11 protein-coding genes are annotated in these 14,158 nt (G+C 71.6%); 5 read left to right on the plus strand and 6 right to left on the minus strand.

Annotated elements, in window-relative coordinates; translation table 11 throughout:
* The first annotated feature begins 3 nt into the window (after positions 1–3).
* Together ACH4VX_RS27215 and ACH4VX_RS27220 are read left to right on the plus strand one after the other, a co-directional pair.
* Positions 4–831, plus strand: coding sequence for a carbohydrate ABC transporter permease (locus tag ACH4VX_RS27215; RefSeq protein ID WP_398370896.1), 828 nt, complete (start codon positions 4–6; stop codon positions 829–831).
* A 31-nt stretch (positions 832–862) separates the two neighbouring features.
* Positions 863–2,242 carry a GH1 family beta-glucosidase gene (locus tag ACH4VX_RS27220; RefSeq protein WP_398370898.1) on the plus strand — a complete coding sequence of 460 codons (1,380 nt, stop codon included), beginning with the start codon at positions 863–865 and terminating at the stop codon, positions 2,240–2,242.
* A gap of 12 nt (positions 2,243–2,254) precedes the next feature.
* Here ACH4VX_RS27220 and ACH4VX_RS27225 read toward each other — a convergent pair whose 3' ends face one another.
* The 5 genes from ACH4VX_RS27225 to ACH4VX_RS27245 form a co-directional block, all read right to left on the minus strand.
* Positions 2,255–3,508 carry a PP2C family protein-serine/threonine phosphatase gene (locus ACH4VX_RS27225; protein ID WP_398370900.1) on the minus strand — a complete coding sequence of 418 codons (1,254 nt, stop codon included), beginning with the start codon at positions 3,506–3,508 and terminating at the stop codon, positions 2,255–2,257.
* Between the two features lie 102 nt (positions 3,509–3,610).
* Entirely contained in the window at positions 3,611–4,363 is a 753-nt protein-coding gene (locus ACH4VX_RS27230) for an IclR family transcriptional regulator (RefSeq protein ID WP_398370902.1), read from the minus strand.
* A 311-nt stretch (positions 4,364–4,674) separates the two neighbouring features.
* Positions 4,675–5,046 carry a hypothetical protein gene (locus ACH4VX_RS27235; RefSeq protein ID WP_398370903.1) on the minus strand — a complete coding sequence of 124 codons (372 nt, stop codon included), beginning with the start codon at positions 5,044–5,046 and terminating at the stop codon, positions 4,675–4,677.
* 72 nt (positions 5,047–5,118) lie between these two features.
* Complete coding sequence (locus ACH4VX_RS27240) at positions 5,119–5,463, minus strand: hypothetical protein (protein ID WP_398370905.1); 345 nt, start codon at positions 5,461–5,463, stop codon at positions 5,119–5,121.
* A gap of 846 nt (positions 5,464–6,309) precedes the next feature.
* Complete coding sequence (locus tag ACH4VX_RS27245) at positions 6,310–7,734, minus strand: cellulose binding domain-containing protein (protein WP_398370907.1); 1,425 nt, start codon at positions 7,732–7,734, stop codon at positions 6,310–6,312.
* Positions 7,735–8,033: 299 nt separating this feature from the next.
* Between ACH4VX_RS27245 and ACH4VX_RS27250 the strand changes: the two genes are divergently transcribed.
* Together ACH4VX_RS27250 and ACH4VX_RS27255 are read left to right on the plus strand one after the other, a co-directional pair.
* The gene (locus ACH4VX_RS27250; RefSeq protein WP_398370908.1) at positions 8,034–8,879 is read left to right on the plus strand and encodes a GntR family transcriptional regulator; all 846 of its coding nucleotides are present in this window, start codon (positions 8,034–8,036) and stop codon (positions 8,877–8,879) included.
* Between the two features lie 126 nt (positions 8,880–9,005).
* Positions 9,006–10,214, plus strand: a complete 1,209-nt coding sequence (locus ACH4VX_RS27255) for a glycoside hydrolase family 64 protein (RefSeq protein ID WP_398370910.1) — start codon at positions 9,006–9,008, stop codon at positions 10,212–10,214.
* Positions 10,215–10,288: 74 nt separating this feature from the next.
* Here ACH4VX_RS27255 and ACH4VX_RS27260 read toward each other — a convergent pair whose 3' ends face one another.
* Positions 10,289–12,910: a SpoIIE family protein phosphatase gene (locus ACH4VX_RS27260; protein WP_398370912.1), complete on the minus strand. Its 2,622-nt coding sequence runs from the start codon at positions 12,908–12,910 to the stop codon at positions 10,289–10,291.
* A gap of 144 nt (positions 12,911–13,054) precedes the next feature.
* On the opposite strand from ACH4VX_RS27260, the gene ACH4VX_RS27265 reads away from it, so the two are divergent.
* Positions 13,055–14,152 carry an AI-2E family transporter gene (locus ACH4VX_RS27265; protein WP_398370913.1) on the plus strand — a complete coding sequence of 366 codons (1,098 nt, stop codon included), beginning with the start codon at positions 13,055–13,057 and terminating at the stop codon, positions 14,150–14,152.
* Positions 14,153–14,158 lie beyond the last annotated feature (6 nt).

Genomic DNA, 14,158 nt, shown 5'->3' on the forward strand with positions numbered 1-14,158 from the left:
GACATGGCCGCCGACACTCCCACCGCGTCCCGGCGCCGCTGGGGCTCCACCGTCGCCGGTGTGATCGTCCTGGGCGTGATGCTGTTCCCGCTGTACTGGATGCTCAACACGGCACTCCAGCCCGAGTCGGGCCTGCTCCAGGTCGACCCGGTGCCCGGGAGCCTGGACCTCTCCGGATTCTCCAAGGCCCTCAGTGACCAGGGCGGACATCTGCTGACCTCCCTGCTGGTCTCGTTCGGCGCCGTCGCCATCTGCCTGGCCGTCTCCGCCCCGGCGGCCTACGGGCTGGCCCGGTTCGGCCTGCGCGGCTCGCGCACCATCGTGTTCGGCACCCTGATCACCCAGATGGTGCCGGGCATCGTCATCGCCAACGCCCTCTACAACTCGTACGTCGATCTGGGCCTGGTGAACTCCTACTTCGGCCTGATGCTCGCGGACGCCTCGCTCGGCATCCCGTTCTCCATCGTCCTCATGCGCTCCTTCATGGTGTCCATTCCGGGCGAGGTCATCGAGGCCGCCGAGATCGACGGCGCCGGCCCGGTACGGGTCTTCCTGCGGGTGGTGCTCCCGATGAGCCGCAACTCGCTGATCACCTCCGGCCTGTTCGCGTTCCTGTTCTCGTGGAGCGACTTCATGTTCGCGCTCACCCTGAACACCACGGACGAGGTCAAGCCGATCACGCTGGGCATCTACCAGTACATCGGCGCCCACGTCGGCGACTGGGGCGCGGTCATGGCCGCGTCCGTGCTCTCCGCCGTCCCGGCCGCGATCCTGCTCGTCCTCGCCCAGAAGTACATCGCCGCCGGCATCACCGGGGGCTCCGTCAAGTGATCACCGCACGTTTCGATATGGACATGGACACATGAGTGACTTCCCCGGTTTCCCGCCCGGCTTCGTCTTCGGCGCCGCGACCGCCTCGTACCAGATCGAGGGCGCGGCGTACGAGGACGGCCGCGGCCCGTCGATCTGGGACACCTACAGCCGCACCCCCGGTCTGGTCGCGAACGGCGACACCGGTGACGTCGCCTGCGACCACTACCACCGCTACCCCGAGGACGTGGCCCTGCTGCGCGACCTCGGCGTCGGCTCGTACCGCTTCTCCATCGCCTGGCCACGCATCGTGCCGGACGGCACCGGCCCGGTGAACCCCAAGGGCCTGGACTTCTACTCCCGTCTGGTCGACGAACTCCTCGCAGCCGGCATCGAGCCCGCCGCCACCCTCTACCACTGGGACCTCCCCCAGGCCCTGGAGGAGCGGGGCGGCTGGCGGGTGCGGGAGACCGCCGAGCGGTTCGCCGAGTACGCGGCCGTCGTCGCCGAGCACCTGGGCGACCGGGTGCCCCGCTGGATCACCCTCAACGAGCCGTGGTGCAGCGCCTTCCTCGGCTACTCCGTCGGCCGCCACGCGCCGGGCGCCCGCGAGGGCCGGGGTGCCCTGGCCGCCGCGCACCACCTCCTGGTCGGCCACGGACTGGCCGTCCGGGCGCTCCGGTCCGCGGGCGTCCGCGAGGTGGGCATCACCCTCAACCTCGACCACCACCTGCCCGCCACCGACTCCGCCGCCGACCGGGAAGCCGTCGTACGCGCCGACACCCTGCACAACCTGGTGTGGACGGAGCCGATCCTCGCCGGGCGCTACCCGGCCACCGAGGAGGAGACCTGGGGCGAGCTGATCAGCGGACAGGACTTCCGCCGCGACGGCGACCTGGAGCTGATCAGCCGGCCGCTGGACTTCCTCGGCATCAACTACTACCGCCCGATCGTCGTCGCCGACGCCCCGTACCGGGAGGGCGACCCCGCCCTGCGCGTGGCGACCGACAACCGCTACGCCGAGACGGCGATGCCCGGCGTCCGGCACACCGCGATGGGCTGGCCGGTGGCCCCGGACACCTTCACCGACCTCCTGGTGGATCTGAAGAAGCAGTACGGGGACGCCCTGCCGCCGGTGCACATCACCGAGAACGGCTCCGCCGAGGACGACGAGGTGAGCGCGGACGGCGCCGTGCACGACACCGACCGGGTGGCGTACCTGCGCGACCACCTCACCGCGCTGCGGGCCGCGATCGACGCGGGCGTGGACGTGCGCGGCTACTACGTGTGGTCCCTGCTCGACAACTTCGAGTGGGCCTTCGGCTACGACAAGCGCTTCGGCATCGTCCGGGTCGACTACGACACGCAGAAGCGCATCCCGAAGGACAGCTACCACTGGTACCGGCGCATGATCGCCGCCCAGCGGCCCTGACGGACCGGAGTACTAGGCGGCGCCTTCACGGTCGTCGAAGGCGCCGTCGACGACCGGTTCCGGCCGCGCCGTGAGCGGCCGGACGACGGGGGAGCCGGTGAGCGCGAGACCGCCGGCGTCCGCCGCCCCGGTAGTGGGGACGGGCTTGCGCAGCAGGAGCAGGGCCGCGTCGTCGTGCAGCCGGCCGCCCACGTGGTCCAGCAGTTCCTGGTGGAGTGCGGCGAGCGTGCGGGCCGGCTCGTCGCACAGATGCCGGGCCAGGCCCTCGGCCAGCGGGTAGAACTCGCGGCCGGCGTCGCGGGCCTCCGTGACCCCGTCGGTGTAGAACAGCAGCTGGTCCCCCTCGGTGAAGGACACCACCTGGAGGCCGGGGGACTCGCCCGACAGGGCACGCAGCCCCAGGGGCGGCGCCGGGTGGACGGGGTCCACCGGCACCACCTCGGTGCCGCGGACCAGCAGCGGCGGAGCGTGTCCGCAGTTGACCATCTCCAGCCGCCCCGGCTCCGGGTAGCCGGCGACCACGGCGGTGACGAAGTCGTCGTGGCCGAGGTTGCGGGCCAGGCTCCGTTCGATCCGGCAGACCACGTCCAGCAGGTCCGGCTCGTCGTAGGCGGCCTCCCGGAAGACACCGAGCACGAGGGCGGCCGTCCCCACGGCCGGCAGCCCCTTGCCGCGCACATCACCGACGATCATCCTGACCCCGTACGGGGTGGGAATCAGGGCGTAGAGGTCACCGCCGATCCGGGCCTCCGCCGCGGCGGCGCTGTAGTGGACCGCCGCCTGGAACGGGCCGACGGTCTCCGGGACCGGCTTGAGCAGGGCGTGCTGCGCGGTCTCCGCGACGGAACGGACGGCGGCGAGCACCCGCTCCCGGCGTCCGCGCAGGGCGCTGGCGAGCGTGCCGGCCAGGGCGACGGTCACCAGCGCGGCGAGTACGACGGCCAGCTCCGGGGCCGCCATGCCGTGCCGGGCGCCGATCGTCGCGCCGAGGAGGGAAGCGAGGAGCCCCACCCCGAGAACCCCGACCGGCCGGCTGGTGGCTGCCGCCAGCGCCGGACCGGCGGCGAGCAGCGGCAGCCAGACCTTGCCCGTTCCGCCGACGAGGTCGATGAACACGATAAGGAAGACGATCAGTACGGACAGCACGGGCGTACCGGCGGCCCAGTGTGCGACGGCCCGTGCCCGGGGCGACGAGGTGTGGTCGGCCCCCCGCCTGTGCTGTCGTATCGGCCAGTGGTCGCGTCCATGCTGACGGGCGTGACTCATGTGTCGTCCGCAGTCCTCACCTTTGCGCGGCGTGTGCGCGTCCGTAAATGTCTGACTTAAATAGGAAAGATGATCGTCGTGGACGTCACAAGGGTGCGCTTTTCAGATAGTGAGCGACAGTCCTCGGGTCACCCGCCCGGCGGTCGGCAGGAGGCGTTCGCGGACCTCGTCGAGCCGGTGCAGCCGGTCCTTCGGCATCGACACGCCGAGCGAGCCCAGGGTGTGCCCGCTGTAGACCGGCACCGCGACACAGACGGTGCCCAGGGAGTACTCCTCCAGGTCGGTGACGGCCGGAGCCAGGGTGCTGCTCTCCAGGCGGCGGATCAGCTCCGGAGCCGTGGTGATCGTCCGCGGGGTGAGGTCGTTGAGCGGGTGCCGGGAGAGGTACTCCCTGCGTGCCTCGTCGTCGAGCTCCCGGAGCACCGACTTGCCCAGCGCGGTGGCGTGCCCGGCGTCCTCGAACCCCACCCAGAGTTCGGCCCGCGGGGTGCGGGGGCTGTCGACGATCTCGGCGACGCGGATCTCGCCGTCCTCGTAGAAGGTGAGGTAGGCGGCGGTGGACAGCTCGTCCCGCAGCGCGGCGAGCGCCGGCCGGACCCTGCTGAGCAGCGCCTGGCCGCGGCCCTCCGCGTGCAGGGTCTGGAACCGGTCGCCCAGGACGAATCCGCCGTCGTCCAGCTTGCGCAGGTATCCGTCGTGCACCAGCGTGCGCAGCAGGTGGTAGGCCGTGGCCAGGGGCAGTCCCGTCTCACGTGCCAGCTGTTTCGCCGGCGCGCCGTTCTGATGGGCGCTCGCCGCCTCCAGCAGCCGGAAGGCACGCTGCACGGAGGTGATGAGCGTCGGGCTCGCACCCATGCGACCAGCCTGCGCCAGACGCCCGCCGCAGGCAAGAGAGGCCCCCGCCCCACCCGGGCGGAACGGGGACATCCGGTGAAGGGCGGCGATCAGCGGCCGGCGATCGGAGCGGGCGGCACCGGTACCCCGTCCCTCGTAGTGCCTCGGCCCCGAGACGGCGACCGTGTACACGGGGCCGGGGCAGTTCTCGCTGCACGCGGGGAGAGCGTCCGGCGTCATCAGCGAGCGGGCCCGTACCCGCAACCACACGCGCGGGTACGAGCCCGTCCAGCGGCCCCCCCACCGGCTCCGGCGGCTCACCGGCAAGGCGGTCAGCAGCGTTCGTAGCTGCCCCCGCCCGTCAGGTGGTCGTCGTGGATCCACCCGTAGTAGCGGCGCTCGTTGACGCTCTTGAAGGACACGTACGTCCAGGTGTTGCCGTAGTCGTTCGACACGTAGCAGTCGATGTCGACGAAGTACCCGCCCTGAAGCGTGATGACCGGGGCGCACTCGCCGTAGGGCCCCTTGCGGATGGGCGCCGTCCTGCCGTCGTCCTTGACCTCGTCGTAGCTCTCGAACGTGCCCTCGTTCTGCCACCCGCCGCAGGTGACGGCGGACGTGGAGGCGGACGCGGGCGCGACGGCAAGGCCGGCGCCGAGCACGGCGGCCGCGGTGGCACCGAGAACGGAACGTTGCAATCTCATTCGTTTTCCCCTCGTTTCCCCTGGTCGGGTGTGGTCCTGAACCGGCCTGCCCGGCCTGCGGACGACGTGTCGCTACGTGTTGTCACTGACCCACGTGCTGCACACCCCGGCGGGCACGGTGCAGACGCGCAGGGTGATCCTGCTGTTCTCGCGCATGTCGTAGTTGCAGGTCGTGCCCCCCGTGGCGGCGTCCACCGAGCACTCACCCTCGCGGCCGTAGTTCGTGTACCACTCCACGTAGCTGTAGGAGCCCTCGTAGTGCTCGACCCAGACCTTGTCCCCGTAGCTGATGAACCCGCCCTCGGCGTAGCCGTTGTAGACGACCGAGTCGGCGTGCGCGGGAACGGCCGTCGCCAGAACGGCGGCGCTCGCTCCCGCGACCGCGGTCATGAGCGTGCGCCCTCGCCAGTTCCTCATGTTCACTTCCCCCTCCGGAATTGTCTCGTGCTCCGCCCCTGTGAGGGCCGGACGGACAGACCGTCGACCGCCGGCAACAGCCGGCAGGTCATGACTCAGCGGTACTGGACCCAGAGTCGGTACCCCCCGCTCACCCTGGGGCACATCCAGCTGATCCACCGCCCGTGGAACTCACCGGTGCTGCCCACGTCCTCGCACTGGGCGTAGGTGGAGTACGTGCCGTAGACGACGTACGGGTCCGCGGCCTGGGCCTGGGCAGAGGCCTGGGCCGGGGCGGCGGAGGCCCCGAGAGCGAGAGCCCCTCCGAGGGCGATGCCTGTAAGAGCACGACGAATACGCACAGCCTGGCTCCTCATCCGTGAACTGGACGCCCGGGCAGACAAGTTCCGTCGCCTCGCAAGGCCGGACACCGTACGCCCCGGACCACTGACCGGCGACGGCCGCCCCACGGCTGCCCGGTCGCCGTGAGAGAAGATGCTCCGTTCGCCGGACGAGTGCAAGATCCGCCGCTTGTCCCGGACAGGGCCCGGGCTGTCCGACCTGGTCAGGCCCTTGTCCGGGCTTCTGTCCGGACACCGGATGGGCGGCGTGGACCGCCCGAACCACCCCGTCGCTCAGAAGCGGGCCGAATGGCGACGGATCGGGCGTCGGAGCGAGGACGATCCCCGAGGATTGCTCACGACTCGATATGTGCCCTCGCTCGGGCCGCGTCCTGCAGTTCAGCCCGTCGGGCTCGCCGGCGAAAGTCCTCGGGGGAGATCGCGTGAACGCGGGGAGAGGCCCGGTCACCGGAACGCGGCCGGGGTCCCGTCGAGGGGCCCCGGCCGGCGGGTCGGGCTCAGGCCGTCATGACGCGGGGACCTCGTCCACGAAGGACGTGCCGGCGCCTCGGTAGGCGTTGATCCTCGTGGTCACCTGGGCCGGGGTGAGCACCTGGTCCTTGACGTGCAGCACGTAGTCGACCTGCTGGTCGTAGGCGCGGGGCGTGGTCGACGTCTGGCCGTCGAGGTCGATCAGCCACTGGTTGAAGTTGATCGACATCGGGCGCTCCGGCAGATACGCGGCGTCGTGGGTGCCGAAGTGCTGCCCGTCGACGTAGTAGGTGATGGCGTGGTCGTCGATGGTCACCACCAGGTCGTGCCAGCCGGCGAAGCTCCGCCGGCTCTCGCTGTGCTGGTTGACGGCCTGCCAGGGGTCCGGGTCGTAGGTTTCCCAGGAGGTCGTGTAGAGGATGTTGGACGGCTCGCCCCAGCCCCCGTTGGGCAGGTACTCGAAGTCGTACTCGGCGTAGTCGTCGGCCATCGGGGCCTTGAGGTCGTTGATGGTGAAGAAGGTCTGGACGACGCGGTCGCCGTCGGGACCGTACGTGGGGACGTCGGAGAACCGCACCCGGGCGGCGTAGGTGCCGTTCCTGAACTTCGTGCTCCTGGTGAGGACTTCGGTGTGGACGGTGGAGGCACCGGTGCCGGCGGTGGAGGTCCGCAGGTTCATCACCGAGTTGCCGCCCGAGGTGCTGAAGGTGACCTTGGACGGGTCCCAGGTCGCGCCGGGCACACCGGGGCCGCCGGAGTTGGACCGTACGTTCCAGCCGTGCGCGGAGATCGCCGGGTCGGTGTGCGAGGTGTAGCCGAAGTCGTCGAACAGGGTCTGGCCGCCGCTCGGCGGGTCCGTGGGGTCGGTCGGATCGGTGGGGTCGTCGCCCGCTGGGCCGGTGCCCCACACCGTGGCACCGGCGAGCCTGGCGGTGACCTTGTTCCAGTCGGCGTACGAGGTCTGGGCGCCGTTGAAGGAGTAGTCGTCACTCTGCCTGAGCGTCTGCCAGTCGGACCGGAAGAAGCGCAGCTGCATGTCCCCGGTGTCGGCGCCGGGAGCCAGTGATCCGGCGGACGGGGTGAACCCGATCTCCAGGTAGCGGTCGGCGTTCGCGGTGGGGTGGGCGAGCGTCCCGAAGGTGCCGGTGATGGCGGAGCAGCCCTTGACCGCCCAGGAGCAGGCGAAGCGGTACGAGGCGTTCGGGGAGTCGGCCTTGAAGTAGTAGCGGACCTTCACCTGGCTCAACTGCACCGGTGAGGAACCGGTGTTGCGGACCTTGAACCAGGGCTCGCTCTGGTCGGCGGTGGCCCCGCCGGATCCGGTGCGGTACTGGACCGTGAGGGCGCCGTCCGCGGCGGCGGCGGTGGTGGCGGGGAGGCCGGCCAGGGCGGCGCTGCCGAGCAGGGCGGTCAGCGCGAGTGCCGCTCGGGTGCGGCGGCCGGTGGGACGAGTACTCATCCGTGTTCCTTTCGCTGTGGGGGGTGGCGCACGGTGGATCGTCTGTGCGGTAAGCCATGGAGCTCACGGTGGTGGCCCGACCCGTCATCGGGTTGACCAGTTGCCGCCGGGGCTTTACCAGTTGATGTCGAGAGAAGGTGGCATAGACCAATGTGGGCGTCAACCCTCCTCGCAGGAACGGTGGTTGACGTCCCCGGGCGGACTCTCTCGACGGGCGGACCGGTTATGGTCGAGGCCGTACCGGTGGCCCGACGGCCGCACGGCCCGCCACGCCGCCCGACGACGAACGGGAGTCCCGTATGGAGGTCGACCGCGCCGCCTCGGGTGCCGTGCTCAAGCGTGAACGGGTCCGCGACGCGATCCTCGAACTGATCGAGGCCCGACGCCCCGGTGACGCCATCCCCTCGGAACGCAGTCTGTGTGCCCGGCTCGGCGTGTCCCGGCCCACGTTGCGCGCCGCCGTGGACGAACTCGTGGTCGCGGGGCTGCTGGTGCGCGAGCACGGCCGCGGCATGTTCGTCGCCGCCGAGAAGATCACCCAGGAGCTGGTCTCCGAACGGGGCTCCTTCGCCGTGCCCCGCGCCGGCGGTGCCTGGACCAGCCGGATCCTGGAGTTCCGCACCCTGCCGGCCGGCGCCCGGGTGGGCCGCAGGCTGGGCGTGTCGCCCGCGGCGCGCATCCGTTACGTGGCCCGTCTGCGGCTGGTCGACGGCTCGCCCATGGCCATCGAGCACCTGCACATCCCGGCGGACCTCGTGCCGGACCTGACCGGAGAGGAACTGGAGCGGGGCGACCTCTACGAGCACTTCCGCGACCGGCACGGTGTGCAGGTCGGCGAGGCGGTGCAGTCCATCGAGCCCACCGTCGTGACCCGCGCGGAGGCGGACCTGCTCGAGGTGCCCGAGCTGTCGCCTGCCCTGCTGTTCGAGCGCCTCACCACCGACACCGGAGACCGTCCCGTCGAGTACGTCCACTCCCTCTACCGGGGCGACCGCTACCGCATCGTCTCCCGCCTCGCGCTCGGCCCCGCCCCCGCGCGGCCGAAGCCGCCCGAGGGACACCACCCGGGCTTCCCGCCGGGCGACTTCGCCTCCGGCGCTCCCGTCACCTTCTCGACCCGGGGCGTGGTGCAGAACGGCGGCTGACCGCCGTCGCGGCGCGCGCGGGCGTACCGGACCCACAGACTCCCAACCGTTGACAGGTCCATACCAGGGCGAGACGCTGAGAGCGCTCTCAGAACGATTCCCCCCACAGTTGAACGGAGAGGGAGCATGCTGCGCACACTCAAACGCCGGGCCATGGCGGTGGGGCTGAGCATCGCCACGGTACTCGGCGGCTCACTGCTCGCCACCGGAGTGCCGTCCCCCGCCCACGCCGCCGCGGTCCCGGACACCATTCCCCTGATGATCACCAACAACTCGGGCCGCGGCGAGCAGGTGTACGTCTACAACCTCGGCACCCAGCTGTCGACCGGCAGACAGGGCTGGGCCGACGCGAACGGCACGTTCCACCCCTGGCCCGCGGGCGGCAACCCGCCCACCCCCGCGCCCGACGCCTCGATCACGGGCCCGGCGGCAGGACGGTCCACGACCATCCGCGTCCCCAAGTTCTCCGGCCGCGTCTACTTCTCCTACGGCCGGAAACTCGTGTTCAAGCTGACCACCGGCGGCCTGGTGCAGCCCGCCGTGCAGAACCCGACGGACCCCAACCGCGACATCCTGTTCAACTGGTCCGAGTACACGCTCAACGACTCGGGCCTGTGGCTCAACAGCACCCAGGTCGACATGTTCTCCGCGCCCTACTCGGTGGGAGTGCGGCGCGCCGACGGCAGCACGGTGAGCACCGGACGGCTCAGGTCCGGCGGCTACAACGCGGTCCTCAACACGCTCCGGGGACAGTCCGGAGGCTGGGCCGGCCTGGTCCAGACCCGCTCCGACGGCACCGTACTGCGCGCACTGTCCCCCCTGTACGGACTGGAGACGGGCGCCCTGCCGGCGTCCGCCATGGACGACTACATCAACCGGGTCTGGCAGAAGTACGCCGGCTCCACCCTGACCGTCACACCCTTCACCGACCAGCCGGGCGTCAAGTACTACGGCCGGGTCTCGGGTGGCGTCATGAACTTCACCAACAGCGCGGGAGCCGTCGTCACCAGCTTCCAGAAGCCGGACGCCTCCTCCGTCTTCGGCTGCCACCGCAGGCTCGACGCCCCCAACGACCAGGTGCGCGGCCCGATCTCCCGCACCCTCTGCGCCGGATTCAACCGCTCCACGCTCCTGACCAACCCCAACCAGCCCGACTCCGGCTCCGGCGGCTTCTACAAGGACTCCGTCACCAACCACTACGCCCGCGCCATCCACGCACAGATGACCGACGGCAAGGCGTACGCCTTCGCCTTCGACGACGTGGGCAACCACGAGTCGCTCGTCCACGACGGCAACCCGAGCCAGGCCTCCCTCACCCTCGACCCGTTCGACTGACCGTTCCCGTACGGGGACACCGTGCCGGTGGCGGCGCGCGGACCGGGCACCGCCACCGGCACGCAGGGCGGCGGTCAGCGCGACGGCACGGGCCGCACGGCCAGGACGGCGATGTCGTCGTCGTTGTCGGCGCCCAGCCCGATGAGCAACTCGTCGCAGAGCACGTCGAGCGGCTCTTGGGCCAGGGCGGCGGCATGACGGCGGAGCCGCTCCATGGCGTCGTCCAGGTGTTCTCCCCGGCGTTCGATCAGTCCGTCGGTGTACAGCAGCACCGTCGCGTGCGCCGGGATCGCGTCCCGGGCCCGGGGCCGGAGCACCCGCGGGTCCACCCCGAGCAACAGCCCCGAGCCGTCCTCCAGATAGCGGGTGCGGCCGTCCGGGCCGATGAGCAGCGGCGGCGGATGCCCGGCGGAGGAGTGCACCAGCTCCCACGGGCCGTCCCCGCGGCCCTTGACCAGAGCGTAGACACAGGTGGCGGTGGACTCGCGGTAAAGGCTGTGGTTCGCCATGTCGAGGCGGTGCAGAACGGTCTCGGGCGGCTCCTGACGGTCCACGGCGATGCCCCGCAGCATGCTGCGCAGCTGGCTCATGGTGATGGCCGCGTCCAGGTTGTGCCCGGTGACGTCACCGATGACCAGCGCCGTGTCCCCGCCGGGCAGGACGAAGCTGTCGTACCAGTCACCGCCGACCTGGGCGGTGGCGGAGGAGGCCGCGTAGCGGGCGGCCAGCCGCAGGTTCTCGACCTCCGGCAGCTTCGGCAGCAGCGAGCGCTGGAGACGTTCGGCGATGTTGCGCGTCTCCTGGTGGAGACGGAGGTTGTCCACGCCCAGGGCGAGACTGCGCACCAGGTCGTGGACCAGCGGCAGATCCTCCTCCGTGAACGGCGTGTCCCGTCCTCGGCGGGCCACGGTGAGGACGCCGATGATCTGCCGGCGGGCCCGGAGCGGGGCGACGACCGCGCTGTCGGCGCCCATGGTCCGGAACAGCCCCAGGTAGTGGGCGTCCAGGGGACTCGCGACCTGGCTGGACGACGGCGGTCCGGTCAGCAGCAGCGGGCCCGCCCCGCGCAGCGCACGGGCCAGGGGACCGCGGGCGGCGTCGGACACCGGCGGAAGCCGGCCCTCGTACTCCTCGGGCCAGGGACCGCGGGGTGAGCGCTGGGTGACGGAGACCCGCTCCACCTGGCCGCTCTCCGTGAACAGGTCCACCGCGCACCAGTCGGCCAGCCGCTGGGTGAGGATCCGGCCCACCCGCTCCAGGCCCTCGTCCAGGTGCGGGGCGTTGCTCAGCGCGGCCGCGGTGTCGGCCAGCAGCGACAGCCGCTCCAGCGCGGACCGGTCCGCATCCCGGCCGAGGTCGCCGGCGGCCGGTGGGGGCAGCTGCTCCGGTTCCCCCTGTGCCATGGACCGGACGCGGCCGGGCGGGTCCGCGGAAGGACCGGGAACCGCCGCCCGCGGGGCGAGCTGGGCGACGAAGACGGTGCGGCCGTCGGCCGTCTCCTGCGGCTGGATGAACAGCCGTACGGGGATCAGCCGGCCGTCGCGGTGCAGCGCGGGCAGCGGCACCGAGCGGCCCAGGATCCGGGGCTGCCCGCTGAGCAGCAGGGACGTGAACGCCGCGACGTGCCGTTTGCGGAGGTGTTCCGGGACGAGTGTGGTGAGCGGCCGCCCGACGAGGTCGTCCGCGTGCCAGCCGAGCAGGTCCGCCGCCGGCCCGTTCGCCGCGATGATCCGGTTCCGCTCGTCGGCGGCGATCGTCGGAGTCCTGCTCGCCTGCACCTGCCCGGCGTCCCACGCCACCAGTTCCGAGGGACTGGTGCCCGGTTCCCCGGGCACCACCGTCCACGCCGTGGGGTGCGCCCCGGCCAGCTGTCCGACGATCTGGTCGAACAGCCACTGGTGGAAGAGGCGCTGCCGCGGCAGCGCCGGGAGCGTCAGCAGGCGCTCCTCACGGGCGCCCTCCTCGGCCAGGTCGAGCACCGCCCGCAGGATCTGCACCGACGGTTCGGCGTCCGACGGCATCGACAGGGGCAGTGAGCGGATCGCCTGTCCGGCGGGCTGCTGCCGCAGCGCGGCCGTCACGGACGCGGTGAGCAGATGGCTCATGTCCAGTGCCACGACGAGGTCCTGCGGGGGAACACCGAGATCGTGGCCGGCATCGACGGCCAGGGCCACCTCGCGCAACAGGGTGTGCCGGTGCTGCTGAGCCGCCGCGTAGAGCGCCGCCGGCACATCGAGCAGCGTCACCGTCGCTCCCGGGCCGGAGGGCGCCGCGGAAAGTCCCCAGCCGTCCGGGTGCCGGGGCGGTCCCTCGGGCCGCAGCTCGAACCACACCGTCTTGCCCCCGTCACCGGTCTCGACGCCATGCCGGGAGGACAGTCTGGCGACCAGCGGCAGACCCTGTCCCGTACCGGCGTAGGGCGGGCATCCGTGCGGCACGAGCCCGCGGTCCGGCCGGCGGTCGCCGACCCGCACATGAACCGTGCCGTCGTCGACGCGGGCCGCCACCTCCACCTCGGTGCGGGCGTGCAGGACGACGTTGGTCACCAGCTCACTGACCAGCAGCTGAGCCGTGTCCGTCAGGTCCGGCGCGGCGTCGCCGAGGGTGGCCCGCACGAACCGCCGGGCCTCCGCCACGCTCTTGGGCACCGGAGGGAACCGACGCGACGGTGTCCCGCGGGCATCGAGGTCGCCCATGACCTCAGTCTGCCTCACCGGCCCCGGCCGTCCCCGGCCGACACGGTGGAACCCCGCCGGACGTGCCTCCCGAGTGGATCATGAGAGGATTCCCAGCGGATCCCGGGTGATCACCGTGACCGGCGGGCCCCATAAGGTGCCTCCATGTCTGCCACGTTGAACGCGGGGAGAACCCGCGCCGCGCTGCGTACGTCGGCGCGTGTCTCCGGTGAACTGCTGCTGGTCCTGGTGGCGGCGGCGGTGGTGCTGTGGGTGCTGGGCCGGATGTGGTCGGTGGTCTGGCCCTTGATAGTCGGTCTGCTCCTCACCACGCTCACCTGGCCCCCGACCCGCTTCCTGCGCCGGCGCGGGCTGGCCCCCGCGCTCGCCGCGGCCCTGGTGACCGTGTTGTTCCTGCTGGTGGCCGCGGGCACCGCGGCGCTGATCGCGGTGCCCGTGGCGTCGGAGTCCGGCGAGCTGGCCGACGGTGTCGTCGAGGGCGTCGAGAGGCTGCGCGAATGGGCCGCCGGGCCGCCGCTGAACATCGACGACGCCCAGATCGCCGGTGCCTTCGACACCGCGACCGCTCGCATCCAGGACAGCGCCGGTGCCATCGCCACCACCGCCGTCACGGGCGTGAGCACCGTCTTCAGCGGTGTGGTCACGGCCGTCCTGGCGCTCTTCCTGATGTTCTTCTTCCTCAAGGACGGCCCGCGCTTCCTGCCGTGGCTCGGCCGGCAGCTCCCCGGTCGGCTGGCCACCGACGTCCCGGCCGTGGCCGCGCGATGCTGGGACGTCCTCGGCGCCTTCGTACGGTCGCAGGCGCTCGTCGGTCTGCTCGACGCCGTGTTCATCGGACTGGGGCTGTGGCTTCTGGACGTCCCCCTGGTGCTGCCGCTGGCGGTGCTGACCTTCGTGTCCGCGTTCGTGCCCATCGTGGGAGCCCTGTTCGCCGGCTTCGTCGCGGTGCTGATCGCGCTGGTGTCCAACGGCCTGACGGACGCGCTGCTCGTGCTGGCCGTCATCGTCGTGGTGCAGCAGCTCGAGGGCAATGTCTTCCAGCCCATGATCCAGAGCCGCGGTCTCGGACTGCACGCGACGGTCGTCCTGCTGGCGGTGACGCTGGGCGGCAGCCTGACCGGCATCGTCGGAAGCCTGCTCGCCGTACCGGTGGCCGCGCTGGTCGCGGTCGTCTGGAACTATCTGCGCGAGCAGCTCTCCGACCCGCCGCTCGAACCGCGGGCCGACGGCCCGTCCACCTGACCGGCA

The organism is Streptomyces sp. NPDC020731, from assembly GCF_044334705.1.
Taxonomy (GTDB): Bacteria; Actinomycetota; Actinomycetes; order Streptomycetales; family Streptomycetaceae; genus Streptomyces.

Coding starts and splice junctions, on each gene's coding strand:
- ACH4VX_RS27225 (WP_398370900.1), bottom strand. CDS start 3,508: ATGAGTCACGCCCGTCAGCATGGACGCGACCACTGGCCGATACGACAG.
- ACH4VX_RS27215 (WP_398370896.1), top strand. CDS start 4: ATGGCCGCCGACACTCCCACCGCGTCCCGGCGCCGCTGGGGCTCCACC.
- ACH4VX_RS27255 (WP_398370910.1), top strand. CDS start 9,006: ATGCTGCGCACACTCAAACGCCGGGCCATGGCGGTGGGGCTGAGCATC.
- ACH4VX_RS27220 (WP_398370898.1), top strand. CDS start 863: ATGAGTGACTTCCCCGGTTTCCCGCCCGGCTTCGTCTTCGGCGCCGCG.
- ACH4VX_RS27230 (WP_398370902.1), bottom strand. CDS start 4,363: ATGGGTGCGAGCCCGACGCTCATCACCTCCGTGCAGCGTGCCTTCCGG.
- ACH4VX_RS27240 (WP_398370905.1), bottom strand. CDS start 5,463: ATGAGGAACTGGCGAGGGCGCACGCTCATGACCGCGGTCGCGGGAGCG.
- ACH4VX_RS27250 (WP_398370908.1), top strand. CDS start 8,034: ATGGAGGTCGACCGCGCCGCCTCGGGTGCCGTGCTCAAGCGTGAACGG.
- ACH4VX_RS27235 (WP_398370903.1), bottom strand. CDS start 5,046: ATGAGATTGCAACGTTCCGTTCTCGGTGCCACCGCGGCCGCCGTGCTC.
- ACH4VX_RS27260 (WP_398370912.1), bottom strand. CDS start 12,910: ATGGGCGACCTCGATGCCCGCGGGACACCGTCGCGTCGGTTCCCTCCG.
- ACH4VX_RS27245 (WP_398370907.1), bottom strand. CDS start 7,734: ATGAGTACTCGTCCCACCGGCCGCCGCACCCGAGCGGCACTCGCGCTG.
- ACH4VX_RS27265 (WP_398370913.1), top strand. CDS start 13,055: ATGTCTGCCACGTTGAACGCGGGGAGAACCCGCGCCGCGCTGCGTACG.